The 18,118-nt window shown below is 57.3% G+C and carries 15 protein-coding genes; 10 read left to right on the top strand and 5 right to left on the bottom strand.

Annotated elements, in window-relative coordinates; all coding sequences use genetic code 11:
- Nucleotides 1-27: 27 nt before the first annotated feature.
- A complete protein-coding gene (locus tag HUS57_RS00150; RefSeq protein WP_173930918.1) occupies nucleotides 28-456 on the top strand; it encodes a TRAP transporter small permease in 429 nt (142 codons plus the stop codon).
- Between the two features lie 2 nt (nucleotides 457-458).
- On the top strand, nucleotides 459-1,760 hold the full coding sequence (locus HUS57_RS00145) for a TRAP transporter large permease (protein WP_173930917.1): 1,302 nt from the start codon (nucleotides 459-461) through the stop codon (nucleotides 1,758-1,760).
- A gap of 659 nt (nucleotides 1,761-2,419) precedes the next feature.
- On the opposite strand, the gene HUS57_RS00140 is transcribed toward HUS57_RS00145, so the two are convergent.
- From HUS57_RS00140 to HUS57_RS00125, 4 genes are all read right to left on the bottom strand, one after another.
- Complete coding sequence (locus HUS57_RS00140) at nucleotides 2,420-3,763, bottom strand: HlyD family type I secretion periplasmic adaptor subunit (protein WP_173930916.1); 1,344 nt, start codon at nucleotides 3,761-3,763, stop codon at nucleotides 2,420-2,422.
- Nucleotides 3,760-6,003 (bottom strand): type I secretion system permease/ATPase, encoded by a 2,244-nt coding sequence (locus HUS57_RS00135; RefSeq protein WP_173930915.1) that lies wholly within the window; start codon nucleotides 6,001-6,003, stop codon nucleotides 3,760-3,762. Before HUS57_RS00135 ends, HUS57_RS00140 begins: the two co-directional genes overlap by 4 nt.
- 11 nt (nucleotides 6,004-6,014) lie before the next feature.
- Nucleotides 6,015-8,012, bottom strand: a complete 1,998-nt coding sequence (locus HUS57_RS00130) for a hypothetical protein (protein WP_173930914.1) — start codon at nucleotides 8,010-8,012, stop codon at nucleotides 6,015-6,017.
- A 96-nt stretch (nucleotides 8,013-8,108) separates the two neighbouring features.
- Nucleotides 8,109-9,071: a hypothetical protein gene (locus tag HUS57_RS00125; protein WP_173930913.1), complete on the bottom strand. Its 963-nt coding sequence runs from the start codon at nucleotides 9,069-9,071 to the stop codon at nucleotides 8,109-8,111.
- Between the two features lie 477 nt (nucleotides 9,072-9,548).
- On the opposite strand from HUS57_RS00125, the gene HUS57_RS00120 reads away from it, so the two are divergent.
- The 3 genes from HUS57_RS00120 (at nucleotide 9,549) to HUS57_RS00110 (ending at nucleotide 11,706) form a co-directional block, all read left to right on the top strand.
- The gene (locus HUS57_RS00120; RefSeq protein WP_173930912.1) at nucleotides 9,549-10,322 is read left to right on the top strand and encodes a response regulator transcription factor; all 774 of its coding nucleotides are present in this window, start codon (nucleotides 9,549-9,551) and stop codon (nucleotides 10,320-10,322) included.
- On the top strand, nucleotides 10,300-10,812 hold the full coding sequence (locus HUS57_RS00115) for a hypothetical protein (RefSeq protein WP_246727666.1): 513 nt from the start codon (nucleotides 10,300-10,302) through the stop codon (nucleotides 10,810-10,812). The genes HUS57_RS00120 and HUS57_RS00115 overlap by 23 nt, the downstream gene beginning before the upstream one ends.
- A gap of 132 nt (nucleotides 10,813-10,944) precedes the next feature.
- On the top strand, nucleotides 10,945-11,706 hold the full coding sequence (locus HUS57_RS00110) for a BTAD domain-containing putative transcriptional regulator (RefSeq protein WP_173930911.1): 762 nt from the start codon (nucleotides 10,945-10,947) through the stop codon (nucleotides 11,704-11,706).
- A 907-nt stretch (nucleotides 11,707-12,613) separates the two neighbouring features.
- Here HUS57_RS00110 and HUS57_RS00105 read toward each other — a convergent pair.
- The gene (locus tag HUS57_RS00105; protein WP_173930910.1) at nucleotides 12,614-14,044 is read right to left on the bottom strand and encodes an NAD-dependent succinate-semialdehyde dehydrogenase; all 1,431 of its coding nucleotides are present in this window, start codon (nucleotides 14,042-14,044) and stop codon (nucleotides 12,614-12,616) included.
- Between the two features lie 241 nt (nucleotides 14,045-14,285).
- On the opposite strand from HUS57_RS00105, the gene HUS57_RS00100 reads away from it, so the two are divergent.
- From HUS57_RS00100 to HUS57_RS00080, 5 genes are all read left to right on the top strand, one after another.
- Nucleotides 14,286-15,419, top strand: coding sequence for an ABC transporter substrate-binding protein (locus HUS57_RS00100; RefSeq protein WP_173930909.1), 1,134 nt, complete (start codon nucleotides 14,286-14,288; stop codon nucleotides 15,417-15,419).
- A gap of 12 nt (nucleotides 15,420-15,431) precedes the next feature.
- Nucleotides 15,432-16,310: a branched-chain amino acid ABC transporter permease gene (locus HUS57_RS00095; protein WP_173930908.1), complete on the top strand. Its 879-nt coding sequence runs from the start codon at nucleotides 15,432-15,434 to the stop codon at nucleotides 16,308-16,310.
- Nucleotides 16,310-17,173, top strand: coding sequence for a branched-chain amino acid ABC transporter permease (locus HUS57_RS00090; protein ID WP_173930907.1), 864 nt, complete (start codon nucleotides 16,310-16,312; stop codon nucleotides 17,171-17,173). Before HUS57_RS00095 ends, HUS57_RS00090 begins: the two co-directional genes overlap by 1 nt.
- Before the next feature lies 1 nt (nucleotide 17,174).
- Nucleotides 17,175-17,921: an ABC transporter ATP-binding protein gene (locus HUS57_RS00085; RefSeq protein ID WP_173930906.1), complete on the top strand. Its 747-nt coding sequence runs from the start codon at nucleotides 17,175-17,177 to the stop codon at nucleotides 17,919-17,921.
- The coding region (locus HUS57_RS00080) for an ATP-binding cassette domain-containing protein (protein WP_173930905.1) at nucleotides 17,914-18,118 on the top strand (205 nt) is incomplete at its 3' end. The genes HUS57_RS00085 and HUS57_RS00080, both read left to right, overlap by 8 nt.

Below are 18,118 nucleotides of genomic sequence, written 5' to 3'. Positions count from 1 at the left end.
CTCCTCTACTTGGAGACCACGGTCGCCGTGAGTGCGCTGCTTGTGATTATGGTGGCTGTCAACGCGAACGTTGTGTCGCGATTTTTCAACCTGCCGCTTGTTGATTTATCAGAACTGGCACTCTCAGCAATGTTGCCGCTCACCTTTATCGGGGCGGCGCTGTGCTCCAATATTCGCGAGCACATCCGACTGGATCTTGTGGACGCGATTCCCAACCCGAAGTATCGACTGGCCTTGGAAATTATCGCTGATGCTGCGTTCGTCACTTTCAGCGTGTTCTTCATCTGGGCTTCGTACGGATTGATGGAGTTCTCCTACACTTTCAATGAGCGGCTGATAACAACCGGTATCCCCGTATGGATCACGGTAGCGTTCATGGTCGGAGGCGGCGTGCTGATGTTGGTGCATAGCGTTTTCAGCATCGTCAGAACTGCTGCAAGATTCAGGACTCATTAGGTATGGTATTGCTTTCCATCAGTATTCTTCTGTTGCTCCTGATTGGAACACCGATCGCGGTTGCCTTCTCGCTGGGTATATTTGTGCTCGGCAGCGAGCTGAAGGTTTCGCTGGCATCGTTGAGTTCAGTGCCGCATGAAGCAGTCTTCAGCTTCCCGTTGCTTGCTATTCCACTTTTTCTGCTGATCGGATCGATTATGCAGAGCGGCGGTCTCGCTCCAAAGCTGATTCGTCTATGCGAGACGATGTTTGGGCAGTTACGAGCTTCGCTTGGTTATATTTTTCTCGGTGCAAGCGGGATTTTCGGCGCGATAACGGGCTCCTCGGTTGCGACTGTTGCAGCCATCGGCGGCATCGTTGGTGGCGAGATGAGAAAACGCGACTATCCTCGTGGCTATGTCGCCGCTCTCAACGCGGCCGCCGGACTACTCGGCGTATTTATTCCGCCTTCCATACCGTTAATTCTTTATGGCGCCGCGGTAGGGGTATCAATATCACAGCTTTTCATCGCGACGCTGGTGCCAGGCCTCATGATGCTGCTCGGCTTTGCGGTAGTGCATTATTTCCTCTCGCGGAAAGTCTTGCCAAATGGCCATGAAACAGCATCATCAGAAGTAACCGGAACCTCTGGTGCTATTGATGGAAGACTCGGAAAGGTGCGCTCGGCAGGGGCGACAGTTCCGGTTCTGTTGCTTCCGGTCGTTGTTCTAGGTGGCATCTACGGGGGCATCTTCACACCCACCGAAGCGGCCGCCGTCGGCTGTATTTTCGCGTTTCTCCTGTCATTGTTTACCGGACAGAGAAAACCAAATGCGATCAAACGCGCTTTGTTTTCTGCCTCAGTTAGTTCTGGAGCAATATTGTTCATCATCGCGATGACCGCCCTCCTTAACAGGACGCTCGTCATTAATCAGATCCCACAAGAAATTGCTGCTTATGCTTCAACAATCGTCTACTCGCAGGCCGGCTTCCTGGTCCTTGCGGTCCTTGTAGCCACCATTATTGGCATGTTCATGGAGACGAACTCCGCCGTGCTTCTTATGGGACCACTACTGGCTCCGGCGGCAATAGAGTTTGGAGTTGACCCGATCCACTTTGGTATAATTTTGGTAACCACGATCGAGATCGGGCTGCTGACACCGCCCCTTGCCGCAAACATCTTTGTCGCCGCAAAGGTAAACGATACACCCGTGTGGGAGCTTTTCCGTTACATTGGCTGGTTTCTGGCGATGGCGTACGCAGTTCTTGTCTTGATAGTATCGGTCCCCGCGTTCTCGCTGTGGTATAGATATATCGGCATGTGATGGCTGGGGAATAACATGAGGTGCAGCGAAGGCCGTCAATGCTGATCACCGAGGAAATGGCTGGCGGGTTTACCAGGACGGGACGGTGGTGACCTCAAGGAGAGAAAAGGCAGCAAGGGCGCACGCTGCCTCAAAAAGTCGCCTGGTCAGCCTCGGGATGTACCATGTCGTGGCCCTTGATGACAAAGGCAGCAGACCCCGCGTTCCAGTACCAAGAGTGACCCGCCGCAGCCTCCCAGATGCGGCTGGCCTAGGGAGTAAAGAACAAGACTGTCTAACTGGAGCGGAAGGTTAGAGGCTCTGGCTCCAACGCATTTTGGATGGGAACATGGGGATTGCGGGGGTAAGAAGATTGGGGCCAACCTTCTCCCCTTAGCGTCGCTCCGAATGCGCCTGACATTATCAAAGATCAAGTGTCTTGATCATTAATCAAGTGTCTTGCAGAGGGTACGGACAAGGAACACATTCTCTGCCAGATCGGCGCCGAAATGGATGCAATCTCTTCCGGCTTACTTTTCTAGCACCGCAAGTTTGAAGATATTGCGCTCTTGCGGGGAGCCGCGTCCATCTCATCTTCACGTAATGCGACGCAGGCAAGAAACACCATATTGAAGCTGCGCGAACACGGACACCATCCCAGATAAGCCAGGAAAACCCATTCAGTATTCTCGAAACGCGCGGGCCATGCTGTCGCTAATCGGTTTGGCGATATATTGGAAGAATGTGCGCTCGCGGGTTTGGATCAGGATCTCGGCCGGCATACCGGGGGTGGGATTGAAACCCTTCACACGATGCAGTTCCTCGCCGGGAATCTCGACACGCACGATATAGATTTCCTTTGACGGCGAAGACGCCGATGCAGTCACGGCATCGGCAGAAACATAGATTACCTCACCTTCAAGGATGGGCGTCGTGCGCTGGTTCAAAGCGCTCAGCCGGATAGAGGCCGACTGGCCAAGACGAACCTCGTCGATCTGCATGCGCGGTACCTGCGCCTCGATAATGAGAGGCTCGCCGGATGGAAGGATCTCCATGATCGGACGTCCGCTTTCGATAACGCCGCCGCCGGTGTGATAGTAGCTGCGAACGACAATGCCAGACACGGGAGCCTGGATTGCCGTGCGGCCTAGCACGCTTCTGGCGTTGCGCCCTTGCTCACGCGCAGCATCCAGTTCGGCCTCAACCTTCTGAATTTCATCAAAGGCCACATTCTTTGCAGTATCTACGACCTGGATCATCTCCATCTTGTATTTCGCTATCTGCGTCATGACCATGCGAGCTTCCGCTTCAAGGCGAATGATAGCGCCATCGGCGTCCGCCACTGCACGCTCCAGCATGTTGACGGTCGAGCGGGTGACAATGCTCCTTTCCAGCAGCTCGGTCTTGACGTCCAACTCACTTTGCAGGATCGCGCGCTGCCGGCGCAAGGAGTCGGCATGGCCTTCTATGCCATCAAGCTGATGGTTGAGCGCGGAAATGTTCTCGCGCAGCAAACCAAGCTGGTTCTCGATCTTAAGGCGCGTTGAATCGAAAATTTTCTTCTGGCTGTCCATGATCGCGGCGATCTCCGCGTCGTCGAGCTTACCCGCGATCGATGCCGGCGCCATGAATTCGCTTTCTCCACGCGATTCCGCTTGCAGCCGGACCAGAGTTGCCTCCAGTCTCAGCGTGCGTAAATGGAGCTGGCGCGCGTTGGCGAGAGCTGCGGTCTTGTCGAGCTGGATCAAGTCCTGGCCCTCTTTCACATGATCGCCCTCCTGCACGAGGATTTCCCGTATCAGGCCGCCTTCCAGATGCTGCACAATCTTGTTCTTGCCCGTGGCAACAAAGCTGCCAGGCGCGATGACCGCTGATGCCAGTGGCGCAAGGCCGGCCCATGCGCCGAAACCACCACATACGACGAACATCAAGGTCAGTCCGCCTATGGTTTGGGCTCGGATGGAGCGGGGAACGTTGGCATACCATTCGTTCAGCGGATTATACCCGGTCACATCGGTTTTCATGGCCCGGTTCCCGAATTATCGATCATTCCGCCCAAGCCGGTGTTGCGGCTTTTATTCGCCAGCGTCTTGAGGATCTCGTTGCGGGAGCCGAACATCGCCACCGATCCGTTGTTCAGCACCAGAATCTTGTCAACGTGGTTGAGCAGCGCGGTGCGCTGGGTGATCGTGACAACCGTTATTTTTTGCTTGCGTGCGTGCAGCAAAGCCTTGGCGAGCGCTATTTCGCCAGGCGAATCGAGATTCGAGTTCGGCTCATCAAGTACCACCAGCCGCGGACTGCCGAAAAACGCACGGGCTAGCGCAATACGCTGCTTCTGCCCGCCTGAAAGCGGCGCGCCATCAGCGGCCACAAAGGTCTCGTAGCCTTGCGGGAAAGAAGCGATCAGTTCGTGCACGTCGGCCAGAATGGCAGCATCGAATATCTGCTGGTCGGTGGCATCGTCACGCATGCGGGCGATGTTTGCTTTTATGGATCCGGGAAAGAGTTGCACGTCCTGAGGCAGGTAGCCAATATTCTCGCCAAACTGCCGCTGGTCCCAATTGCGCAGATCCATCAGGTCGAGCCGGACATTACCGGAAGTAGGCAAGATCGATCCAACAAGCATCTTGCCGAGCGTGGTCTTGCCGGAGCCCGAATTGCCGATCACGGCGAGCGTTTCACCTGGCAACAGGGAGAACGAAATACCGTTGAGGATGACCTTTTTGGTCGGTGGCGGCACGTAAAGGATACGGTCGACATCGAGCCTGCCTTGAGGCGTAGGCAGAAGCAGCCGCTGGAAGTTCAGTGGCGAGGTCTGCAAGAGTGCGCGCACGCGCTGGAAGGAAGCTAGATATTGCGTAAAGCCACTCCAGCCCTCAATGGCACCCTCTATAGGCGTCAAAGCACGGCTGGCGATGATCGAAGCGGCAATCACCATACCGCCCGTCATCTCGCCCTTAATCGCCAGAAAGGCGCCCCACCCCAGCATTGCGACCTGCGTTAAGAGCCGCAGCGATTTGGATGCGCTGCTGATCACGATGTTGCGGTCCTGAGCGCGCACCTGGGAACGCAGCGCCAATGCAGTGTCGCGGCCCCACATACGAACCGCTTCGGGTATCATGGCCATTGCATTGATGATTTGCGAATTGCGCGACATGGAGTCGACATGCAGCGTTGCGCGGCTGTTAAAGCCGTTTGCATCGCTGAAATGTTGCGCCGTCATACGCTGGTTCACGTAGGCCGTGAAGATCAATAGCAAGGATGCGCCAACGACAATCGAGCCGAGATGGGGATGAATCAGGAACACCACAAGCACGAAAAGCGGAGCGATCGGTACGTCGAGAATTGAAAGGAGTGTGCCCGACGTGATGAAGGAGCGGATCTGCTGAAGATCGCCGAGCACGTGATAATCGCGTGCTGAGCCGTTTAGGGATGAGCGGGCGGCAGCGGCCAGCACCGGCGCCCCAAGCTGCGCTCCTATTTCAACCGCCGTGCGCATCAGGATGAAACGCCGTATCGCATCGAACGCCATTTGCAATATGACCGCCGCCGCAACGACCACCGTGAGCATCACCAGCGTGTCAACCGACCGGCTTGTCAGCACGCGATCCGCGATCTGGAACAGATAAATCGGTATCGCCAGCACTAGAATGTTGGTCATTATCGTGAAGACCATGACGATCGCGATATTTTTGCGCACGGCGTCAAGGCCATTTTTGAATGCCACCGCAAAATCGGGCATTTCCACACGCTTGGGAAAGCTCCCCGGTACGGGTGCGCCGCCCCCTCCCCCGCCGCCATTGGGCGGACTGCTCTTGGCTCCAGAACCGCCTCCGCTGCTGTCCGCCTTCTTATGCGGTGCAAGCAGTCCGGTATCCCCCTCGATGACAGGCCCGATCTTCACCTCCGTGCGCGAACGGGGTGGAGCGCTTTCTTCGCGCGCCTGCGGCTCGGCGACCGGCGAGCGTGGCTCGGCAGTTATCGGCTGCGGCTGAAAAGAATTTTCCAACCGCGCGCGAGATTGGGCTGAAGGCGTTGTGGAGCGGCCACTCGTTTCCCGCGCGCCGGCAGGGCTTGCCTGGCCGTTGGTATTGGCCAGTCCCTTGGGCGTTAAACCTTCATACGCTGCAAGGGTTTTTAGGTCGCGCACAGCGGCATCGATATCGGCAAGGCATTTGTCGGCACCGCCTTGTACTTCGTTCGGCCGGCCAGCCTGCGGAGGCTCGCCGAACGGCTTGTTTTGCGAACCCTTCGTCAACATGATCTTGCGCCTTAAGCAAACATTGATTGGAACATGTCCGAGCTTATGCCGTAGTCGGCCATGCTCTTGATCGCTGGATGGCTTTCCAGCCGCGGGGACAGGTCAGTGTGGTCATCCAGGAAGGCGAGAACCTCATTGGCAATTTCATCGCCGCGGGTGGTCGTTCGGTCGTCCAGACCTTCCAGTAAATCCGCCTGCACGAGCACGGCATCGCTATAGATCTGGCCGCCAACATAGGCGACCTCGCCCAGGCTGTCATAGTCCAGGATCGTTGCCTTGTTGGCGAGCATGTTGTGGCCAGTAGATACTTTCCAGACGCTTTCCTGGGCTTCCAGAAGGCTCGCCTCATAGATCGCAAGATCATCCGCGTCGCCGACAATATTGATCTGGTCAATGTAATGAATGTCGTAGACGTTTCCGGAGATGTAGAGAACCTTAAGATTGCCGAGGCCGTCCAGCACGCTGTCGTTGGTAAAGCCCGATGGCATCGCCTTGTTGCCCTGGGCGAGATTATCCAGCGCGCTCTGATAATGGCCGGGCAAACCCTGCTGCCAGTTCGTGGTACCGATGTTTTGGATCGTAGCCTGGTTCCATAGTAAGTTTTCACCAGTCGCGGCGTCACCCAGATAGGCGCTCGAATTATCCAGAACGGAAAGATTGTCGCTGTCGAGCAGCACATTGGTTTGTACGATGAAGTTTCCGTCATAGAGTGAGCCGCCAATGAGTACGAGGTCGAAGTACTGCCCCAGATTGGCGAAGGAGAGATCGTTGAACCCGATGTTCAGCCCCGTCGATATGAAGGTGTTTGTCCCCATCGCGGTCAGTATCTGGGTGTCGTTATCGAGCGTGAAATTGTATTGCTGCACCCAATCGAGAAAGATCATGTCCCCATTGATGCTGGTCACGCTCCAATTTTCTGGCATGCCGTTCGCCGGGCTCTCGGTGCCGCTATAGCTGGCGTAATCCTGATTGACGAAGCCTGCGCTGTTTTGCAGCGTGTTGCCGCCCATTGTCAGATTCTGAGCGGGCCAGTTGTCGTCAACAGTATCAATATCGCGCAGGACATTGGTCTGATATATCGCGTCGAAGCGGTGATAATCGCCAGCCACTGAAAATACGGCAGGCGCCAGTCCGGCGCTGACGATGGTCGTATCGTTCCAGGAGATGTTTCCGCCGCTTGATATACTCATCGTGGTCGGTGCTTCGGCGGCGTCGATGAAAATCGAGGCAAAGTCGCCTTGATCTGCCTCCTTCATATCAGGCAGATCTTGGACGAGCGGCAAACTGTCCGCCATTGTTACTTGCTTTTCGACACTGACGCCGTTGCTGTAGAAGCCGTCGAGTGTGTCACCGAGTTTTACTTCGAACTTGTCGAAGCCTTGAAAGTCTTCCGCAGAAAGCTTTTGCACCAGGGATGGCGCCTGATCGACAAGTTCGACCACCTGCGCGACCGATCGCAGATCGGCCAGTTCCGCTAGACCCGACGAGACGCTGAGTGCGTGATGGGAAAGAGCTTCGAGCTCGGCGTGGGCCTCGGTACGGAGTTCGCCTATGAAATCGATGTCTCCGACCACGAGCACATCGTCATCCGACAGATATTTGTACTGGGAGGCAATAAGAATAGTCGAGCCCGGCTCGGGCATTATGATGAGCTCTTGCTGCATCAAGGTTGGGCCGCTATCGGGCTGCGTTTGGGACGGTCGGGCGGGCAGTTCGTGGCGAGGGATGCTTACCGAAAGTTGGTCGAAGGAAACGGAATGCTCCACCTGCCCTGTAACGATCGTGTAGCCAGACGGAACATAACTCAATTTCGGCGAGGAGATGCTCAGTTCAAATGATTCCCGAAACTGAAAGCTGCGCGCATCCAGTGTTCCGGGTTCAGGCGATTGCGTGGCGATATTAGCAAACGGGTCGAAATCGGGCCGGTAACGGACTTCTTCGATGCATATCTGAAAATAGCCGATGAAGTGCGCAATGATCTCGGTGTTCCCGTCATTTGGAATGAACACGGATTGATCTCCACTTCAAGCGAGAACGGGAATGCCCTCAATGGGAGCCAAAGGCCTGCGCGTTTCCGCGCAGGCCGGGCTTGAGATCAGAAAAGCCTAGAAGCTGTCGCCGGAGTTGGTCTCGCTGACCATATCGCCACCGACTACATTGGCAGAGAACGCGTTCTGCTGCAGATTGGCGCCCATCACGACTTCCATGTTGAACGCGGTACCACTGGCTGAAGCGCGCGCATCGGCGATCGTCGTGACGTCGGTCACGCCATTGTCACCATTTCCGTTGTCCGAACCGATATAGTCCCAGCTTCCTCCGATGCTCGCATCATCGGCATAGGCCTGAGCATTAAACGTTCCATTGTTGTGCTGAGCAAAGCCGGACAGCGTATCCTGATCGACGATGTCGGCAACCTGGCTTACGGCAAAGGCCGTATTTCCATTGCCATCACCGAACGCACCATCGAAGATGTTTTCGAAGTTGAGGCTGATATTGCCGAAGGCCGTGCTGTCATCCGTGCTGTTATCGTTGTATGAGTTGGCGATCGACTCGTCGTTGAAGGCATCCTCAATTGCCACGTCCAGAGCAACGTCGACGGTCGTCGACGCATCGTTATGCGAAGCGTTGGTAGAATTGTCAGAATTGTCGTTATGCGAGTTTGTCTGCGAGCGGTCGGAGTTGTCATTATTCGAGTCAGTCTGCGACCGGTTCGAATTGTCGTTGTTTGAATTGTTGGTCGAACTGTCGTTCAATGAATCCTCTATTCCAATCTCGACCTCGGTATTAGTGGAATAATCGTTGTCCTGGTTCGAGTTGTCGGAATTATCCGAATTATCGTTCAACGAATCCTCTATCCCGATCCCCACATCGGTATTGGTCGAGTAATCGTTATCCTGGTTCGAGTTGTCATTGAGAGAGTCAGTCAGTCCAAGACCCAGATTGGTAGACTGATCCCGATAATCGTTACCCTGATTGCTGTTGTCGTTGTTCTGATTGCTGTTAGTACTGGCAACGTTGTCCAGTCCGACAAGCAGGCTTTCATTAACGGAGTTGTTGTTAATGGCCATCTTACTGCTCCTTGAATGGAGAGTTCGCGGCGGAAGGACCCACCCCTCTTCATTTCAAACGGGGCTATCGGCTCGTCCCACCTTTGCGTTCTGACCAGAGCCCGAGTGGTTCTGGCCACGCGCGAAAACCATCACTGATCGCTTGTGGATTTGTAAGACAGCAATCAAGCTTAAGTAAAATTGACTATGAAGGGGACGCTGGACGCTCTTTTTATCTATTTCGATCCAAAGAGCTAAATCGTTATTACATCATTCGATGGCCTATTCCCGGCGGGTGTATCAGTTTCGAACTTGCCAGCGCACATTCGTTGGATGGCGAGTAACGCTTTTCGCCTATGAAAGGGCTAGCGCGAGCTCAGCTCATCGAGCTAACCTTCATATGTCACGTTCGAGTCACGCATCGCCTGTTAGCTTTTACTAACATTTACGTCTGTTAACCATAAGCAGTTAAGGATAGGGTGTGCCGGAGAGGGCGTCATGACAAGCAGCAAAGCAGTGTACGGTACGGCGTCGCTTGATTTTGACACGATGAGGATCGTCTTCGTTGTTGCCCATGCCGGAGCATTGTTTCAATGCCTCGCACGTACAATGCAGGACCGTCTGCGCGGATCCCAGGTGTATGTGACAGAGGCAGACGGGGCTCTCCCCGACCTTGATCATGATCCGCAACTCGCCCTGATAGATGCAAATTGCAGCAAAGAGATGAGCGGTCTGACCGCCGCCTGTCGCGCGCATTATCCTAACACGGCCATTGCTCTGCTTCTCGATGAGAACAGTGAGCAAGCCGACCAATGCGACATGCTTTTCGCTGCCGGAAAGGTTCAGGGAATTCTACCATGGGCGCTCAAGCTGGATGTATGGCTTGCAGCCCTCTCTCTACTTATGAGCGGCGGAGAATATTATCCCGCCCAAAGCCTCCGGCAGGGTACCGGGACAACGATGAGAAGTCCCTCTTTTGAGCCCAAGGCTGCCAACAACGAGATTCCGGCTCTACCTTGCCTTACGGCACGCGAAAGCCAGATCCTGGAGTTGATCGCAGAAGGTTACCAGAACAAGCTCATCGCGCACAGGATGTCGCTTTCTGTGCACACGGTAAAAGTGCATGTTCACAATCTGCTATCCAAGCTTCAGGTTACCAACCGGACCCAAGCCGCCGCTGCCTATCGGCGAAAATTCGTCCAAAGACCTGCTTCGCCTGCCAAACGACCCGCAGGATCCGGCGGTTTTGGTGTTATCCGACCAAACTCCTGACGGCTCCGCCATGCGCAACGAAGAGCTCCTGTTATTGATTGGCAAGCTGAACTACGCCTGGACGAACACGGAAAGCCTGCTGATCTATCTGCTGTCCTTCATTATGGGCACGAGCAAGGAGGTTGCGATCGTCACCTTCCTGACGTTGAATACGTCACGAGCCCGGCTTGACCTGATCGATCGACTCTTGCGGCTTGAGACGGTCGATGAAGCCATCGGCGCGCAGCTTTCCCCGCTTGTCAAACGCATGAAGTCCGCAGCGCGTATCCGCAACAATTACAACCATTGCATCTACTCCTTCGATGAGCATGGCGACATCGAGTCGACACAGCTTCTCCGCATCGCAGATCACGGGAATACCCTCAGATACGGGAAGATTCAGCCGATCGATGAGGACGAGATGAAGAATATTGCAAATACTATAAACGAGATTATCGATATTAACCGAATTATATTCTCTTTTATACGATGCAATAAAATCCAATACTAACCGTGGATATTTAATAGACAGATTGCAGGATCTTTATTTTTTATTTATACTTTGCCATTTCATGTGGATAATGTATGATGGTCAGCTTACTGATGCTTGACAAGAAATTCTTGATCATCAGCGGTGACCAACATGGCACAAACGCAGAAAGCGGGACAGCCTTATCGCGTTACGCTAAACACCCTGGGAGTATGCAGCGTAAAGACTGATGGAAGGTTGTTGTCATCGATTCCTTCCAACATTTTCCGCATTGCCTGCTACCTGTATCTATCGAGTAGGACCCATACAGTTTCCCGCCAGAAGCTTGATTGGATATTCTGGCCTCAGGCCGATCATAAACAGGCTGCTGCTAACCTTCGTCAAAATCTGGTTCGTATTCGCCGCTTCCAGGACGAGCACGATTTTCGCCTGATCGAGGCGAACTTCAGCCTGGTGCATGTCGATCCATCGCGATTGAATTGGGATCTCGCCACCGTCATCAAGGCGTTGAAAGGCAATGAACCCGCTGACATTTCCCTTTTGTGTGAATATTATGGGGGCGATTTGCTGGCGGATATTGCCGAGTCGAGCGAGCCATTCGAGGACTGGCTGGCGGAACGGCGTGCCCAGCTCCGTGAATCGGTTATCGAAAAGCTTGAGCTCGCACTTGTCGGGGCGATCGAGGTTTCGCCTGCATTGCGAACCTCATGCGCGCATAAGCTACTGACGATAGATGCCAGCAACGAGCAGGCATTCCGTCTCCTTATGATGGAAGCTGCAAAACAACGCGACTTTGCACGTCTGCAACAGATATTTCAGCGATATGAGCGCAATCTGATGGAGGAATTCGGCGTCGTCGGCTCAGCGCATACTCGCGCGCTCTATGCTCAGTTGATGGGTAGAGCACAGTTATAGCATAACATAAAAATGCCTTTGCCTTGCGCCAAACGTTTGCCGATCGCATAGCGCCGTCGGGGCGCCACATGTTTAATGTCAGCACGAGGCCACCTGATAGGACGTCTGACGGAATCCCCAAGACCGGCTGCTTGCGGACCATCCGAACAATCAAGCCGGCAGCAAGAGCTTCACCAGTCTCGTCCGGCACCCGCGTCCATGCCGGGTTGAGACCAAAGCTTTCCCAGAGACCGGAATCGGCCTTACACCAGTCTCTAAGGTTCGGCCAGAACCGGTACCCTTTGAATCAAACGGAATTCGACGCTCAATTCGGGCTGTTGAGAGTTTGCAATCTGATAGTGGCGGAGCGAAAGGGTCTGAATGACAACTGTCTCCAATCCAAAGTGATGATTTGTATTACTAAAGAATGCGTTCCCTTCAGGTCGTGCTTCGACACCAGAAGCTTGGCAAATCGCCACCCCTCTGCCGCGACGCGCCGGAATCATAAATCAGGCCAGAGAGGCTCGCGTACGGCGGCCACATCAAAGCGCATGGCTTTTGCGCTGCGGCTATACGGTGGCCCAAAACATTTTTTCGCACGCCTCCGCACGTATGTCGCGTTCGGTTCGCGCGAAGCGATGCTGCACGGGCTCGACATGAACAACTGCGCGCAGCCCTCAACGGACGGCCCGACTTTCTCGCTGACCTTTGGGTCCGCGCCCCGTCCCGCACAGGACGCCATTGGCGCGTGGTTTCACTCGATGAATAGCTCGATATTCTCTCAAAGCGGAGACGGATCGGCAGCCTGCTATGCTACACTGAACTGAACCCGGGTGGCCAAATCGGAAATGTTGACACGCATCGGGGGAAACCCTTCTGGTTCATCTGCAAGGGACGAGGGGCGGATACCCGCCCCAGCCCTCGGTAATTATCTGGCCGACTCCGCCACGAATTTCGTGGTCAGGTAGGACTGGATGCCTTCGGTGCCGCCCTCCCTGCCATAGCCGGAGTCGTGGTTGCCGCCAAAGGGCCCCTCGGCCAGCGAGACGGCAAAGGTGTTGACGCCCAGATTGCCGCAATTGAGATCGGCGCCGACCTTGTGAGCCAATTCCAGCGACTGGGTGAACACATAGGCGGCAAGGGCGTAGGGCGTCGAATTGGCCCGGGCGATCACCTCGTCATAGTCCGCGAAGGTGGTGACGGGGACCACGGGCCCGAACGGCTCTTCAGACATGATGCGGGCGTCGTCCTTCACCCCGGCCAGGATGGTGGGCGGGTAATAGAATCCCTTGCCCTCCGGGCGCTGGCCGCCGCTGGTCAGCGTCGCACCCCGGGAGACGGCGTCGGAAACCAGATCGGCGACGGCATCGACACGGCGGGCGCTGATCAGCGGACCCATTTCGGTGCCGGCGGCGGCGCCATCGCCGACCTTGAGGTCGGAGGCTGCGCGGGCCAGCTTTTCGGTGAACTGGGCGGCGATCTTCTCATGCACGTAAAAGCGGGTGGGTGAGGAACAGACCTGCCCCGCCGTGCGGAACTTGATGGGGACGATTTTGCTGACCACGGCGTCGACGTCGACATCGTCGAAGACGATGACGGGGGCGTGGCCGCCGAGTTCGAGGGTGATGGGCTTCAAATGATCGGCGGCCTGTCGGGCAAGGAGCCGCCCGACCGGCACGGAGCCGGTAAAGGAAATCTTGCGCACTTCGGGCGCGGCGATCAGCCGGCTCGAAATATGGGCCGGGTCGCCATAGACCACGTTGAGGACGCCGTCCGGCAGCCCCGCCTCGGCGAAGATCCTTGCGAGCAACGCGACCGCCGAAGGGGTTTCCTCGGCTGGCTTGGCGATCACCGTGCAGCCAGCGGCCAACGCGGCGGAAAGTTTGCGCGACAAGGGGACCAGCGGCCAGTTCCAGGGGCTCAGCGCCAGGACCGGCCCGACCGGCTCGAGATTGGTAAACTGGCGCACGCCAGCCATGCGGGCCGGAACGGTCCGGCCATAAATGCGCCGCGCCTCCTCGGCAAACCACTCGTAGAAATCAGCGGCCCAAGACACTTCGGCCATGGATTCGGCGATAGTCTTGCCGTTTTCGCGGGTGATGATGGGCGCAAACTCGTCGGCCCGCTGCCGCATCAGGGTGGCGGCTCGGCGCAGGATGGCGCCGCGTTCGATGGGGGGCGTATTCTTCCAGCCTGCGAAGGCAGCGGCAGCGGCCTGAGCTGCCGCGTCGAGATCGGCATCGGTCGCCACCGCCAGTTGGCCGACAACCTCGCCATTGGCCGGGTTGATCACATCGCGTCGGCCGCCATCGGACGCCGGCTTCCATGTTCCGCCGATCAGAAGATTAATATCGTTCATAAAACCCATCCCAGATCTTTTTTTGCTGTTTCGTAAAACAGATCATATGTTTCCTTCTGTGTATTGCGTATGAAAGTTCGGTGTCAACCCCGGCAGGTTCGGTTGACATAGGAACCAATGAAAGTTCGGTGTCAACCCCGGCAGGTTCGGTTGACATAGGAACCAACGCATGCGATTTATAAGAAACGGTCGTTCTTTTTAAGAGAACGTGGCCGCAACCGATTGGGAGGAGACCCACAGGATGGTCCATCGTCGTAATCTTCTTATCGCGACAGCCTTTGCCGCATTGCTCGGCATTGGCAACAACGCATTTGCACAGCAGGATCCGGTACGCGTCGGCGTGCTGGTCGGCACCTCGGGCGCCAGCGGCCAGATCGGCAACTGGACCAATCGCGGCGTCGAAATCGCCATCGAGGAGTTGAACGAGGCCGCCGGCTTCCAGCGCTTCACGATGTTCTCCGAAGACAGCGAATATAAGGCGCAGAAGGGCCTCGAAGGCTTCAACAAGCTGACCACGGTGGACGGCATCGACGTGCTGATCACCTCGGGCAGCGCCGTGCTGCCCACCATCGCGCCCCTGGCCGACCAGCGCGAGCTGGTGATGATGAATGTAGGCGCCCAGAGCCCGGCCATGGCGGGAATCGGCAAATTCACCTTCAGCGTCATCCAGCTCGCCGATTTCGACATCGCGGTGATGGCCAACTATGCCTATGACACCCTCGATTTCGACCGTGGCGCGGCGCTCTATATCTCCAACGATATCGGGCAGACCAATGTCGTCGAGTTCGAACGCCAGTTCACCCAGCTCGGCGGCGAGATGGCGGCGATCGAATCATTCCGGGCCAGCGACACCAATTACGGGCCGCAAGTGGCCAAGATCGCGGCGGCCCAGCCCGACTTCGTCTATCTGGTGGGCGACGTCGACGTGGCGGCAGCGGCCACGCGCCAGATCAAGGCGCTGATGCCCAATGTGCAGATTCTCACCTATGGCGGCATGGAGAGCCAGCTCTTCCTCGACGCGGCGGGCGCGGCGGCCGAGGGCCTGCTGTATACCCAGACCGATTTCGATCCCGCGAGCGAAGACCCGGCTATCGCGACCGTGGCCCAGCGCTACCAGACCCGATATGGCGAGGATTTCACCAGCCCGTTCATCGGCTACGCCTATGACGCGATGATGATCGTTGCTGCCGCGCTCGATGAGGCGGGGGGGGCCGGCGAGCCGCTGCGCGCCGCGATCATGGACCGGCGTGACTTCCCGGGCATTACCGGCGACGTGGTGTTCCGCGACGATGGCACTGTGTCCAAATCGGTGATCATCAAGGGTGTCCGCGACGGCGCCTTCGTGCTGGTCGACCGCGTCGGCGCATCCCAATAGGAGCGACCGTCAATGAACCTGTTTCTTCAGCTCGCCGTCAACGGGGTCTATGCGGGGTCGATCTTCGCCCTGTTCGGGCTTTCGTTTGCGCTGATTTTCGCAACCACCAAGGTTTGGCATTTCGCGCAGGGAGCTGTCTATTCAGGCTCGGCGCTTATCGTTGTCGCTCTGGCGACAACGATAGGTCTCCTTCCCGCCATCCTCGCCGGCGTGGTCTTCGCCACGCTCGGGGGGCTGGGCTGCCAGGCCGGCATATACGGCCCGCTGCGCCGGCGCGGGGCCAGCATGCTGGTGATCGTCATGGCCTCGCTGGGGGTGACGATCGTGGGGGAAAACCTGCTCTCGATCCTGTTCGGGCCCTCGCAGAAAACCCTGCTGGTTGATGTGGGCGGACCGATTATCGTCGGGGGCGTCGTGATCTCGCGTGCCCAGATCCTCGCCCCGATCATCGCCGTGGCGGTGGTGGGGCTGGCGCTGTTCGTACTCTACCGCACCGATTTCGGGCGCAAGGTGCAGGCCCTGATCGGCGATGAGGAGTTGATGCAGCTCCAGGGCATCGCCACGGGCCCGATCCGCATGGCCTGCGTTGCTTTCGGCTCGGCCATCCTGCCCATCGCGGCGGTGATGCTGCTTTTGTCGGGAACCGGGGTATCGCCCTATATCGGCCTGCCCGTGGTGCTGATCGGCGCAATGTCGCTGTTCCTAGGCGGCATCAACAGCATGCTGGGCGCGGCCATCGGCGGCTTTCTTATCGGGTTCGTCGAGAACGTCGCGCTGTATTTCATTCCCAGCAGCTGGCAAGCCGCGTTCACCTATTCGCTTTTTCTCGCAATCATCCTCGTTCGCCCCACCGGCCTGCTTGGACGTCGACTGATACAATCGAGCATGTAATGGCAACATACATCATCGGAATTCTGGTCACGGTCTCGCTCTTTGCCATATTGGCGATGAGCCTGGATCTTCTCCTTGGCTATACGGGCCTGTTCACCATCTCCCATGCGGCGATCTTCGGCGTCGGCGCCTATGGGGCAGCCCTCACCATGCAGGCCTTCGGCTGGGGTTTCCTGCCGGCGGTCGGGGTGGCACTGGTCGCCTCAGCGCTAGTCAGTGCGGCGATCAGCCTGCCTTCACTGAGGGTGAGCGGCGACTATCTGGTGCTGGCGTCCTTTGCCATCCAGGAGGTATTCTATAGCCTGCTGGTCAATCTCGACGGCATCACCGGCGGGAGCGCGGGCCTGCATCGCATTCCTCAGCCAAGCATCTTCGGCTTCACGCTGACGCAGCCGCTGGATTTTCTCATCGCCTATACGCTGATCGCCATACTGATCTTCATCGCGCTGTCGGTGCTGGTGCGCTCGCCGTTCGGCCTGCTGCTCAAGGCGATCCGCGAGGACGAGATCGTCCCGCAGACGCTGGGCAAGGATGTCATCGCCGCCAAGGTGAAGATCTTCGTGATTGCCGGCTGCGTGGCGGGACTGGCGGGAGCGCTCTACGGCTCCTACTACACCTTCATCGATCCCCTCACCTTCGACGTGCATGCCTCGGTGCTGATCCTTTCCATGGTGCTCATCGGGGGGATGGGAACGCTGTGGGGGCCGGTGGCGGGCGCCGCCCTGCTCATCATCCTGCCCGAATTGCTCCGCTTCTTTCCCTTCCCCAGTGAGGTGCTGGGCAATTTGCGGCAGATTTTTTACGGGCTCATCATCATCGGCTTCTGCTTCCTGCGGCCGACCGGCCTTGTGAGGGCGCGCTGACATGATCGAACTCAAGAACCTGGAAAAATCCTTCGGTGGCAAGAAGGCGGTGGCCGGGGTGACCTGTTCCTTTCAGGAAGGGCGCATCACCGGGCTCATCGGACCCAATGGGGCGGGCAAGACCACGGTCTTCAACATGATCACCGGCCTTATCAAGCCCACCGCCGGCACCGTGCTGGTCAACGGGCAGGACATCACCGGGCTGCAGCCGCACAAGGTGGCGCGGATGGGCATCGCCCGGGGCTTCCAGCGCATGCGCCTGTTTCATGCGCTGACGGCCCGCGAGAACGTAATGGTCGCCCTCCCCGCAGTGTCGCACCACCTCATCCCGGCACTCATGAGCACGGGCAGGAAGAAGGCGGCGATGCGGGCGGAGGCTGATGGCTTTCTCGAAAAGGTCGGCGTCGCGCATCTGGGGGACCGCAAGGCGAGCGAATTGTCCTATGGCGACCAGCGATCGGTCATGCTGGCGTGCCTGTTGGCCTCGGGTGCGCGCATCCTGATGCTCGACGAGCCGACCGGGGGCATCGACCCCACCTCGCGCGAAAAGGTATTGCAGCAGATCATCGGGCTGCGCGAGCAGGGCCATACCATCATCCTGGTCGAGCACAATCTCGACGTGGTGCGCGGCGCCTGCGAGACGGTGTTCTTCCTTGCCGAAGGGCGGGTGCGCGCTTCGGGCACCCCGGCCGAAATCGAAGCCGATCCGCAACTGACGAAAATCTATTTTGGGGCTGGCCATGCTTGAGGTCGACAAGCTCACCGTGCGCTTCGGCGCCGTGACGGCGTTCGAGGACGTCGATATCAAAATCTCTGAGGGCGAGATCGTTGGTCTGGTCGGCCATAACGGGGCGGGCAAGACGACGCTGTTCCGCGCCATCTGCGGCCTCGAGGCTGCCGAAAGCGGCACGGTGCGGCTCGGCGGCGAGGCCGTCACCGGCGAGC

Source organism: Chelativorans sp. Marseille-P2723 (assembly GCF_902809845.1).
GTDB lineage: Bacteria > Pseudomonadota > Alphaproteobacteria > Rhizobiales > Rhizobiaceae > Chelativorans.
This window is presented reverse-complemented; position numbering and strand designations above follow the sequence as displayed.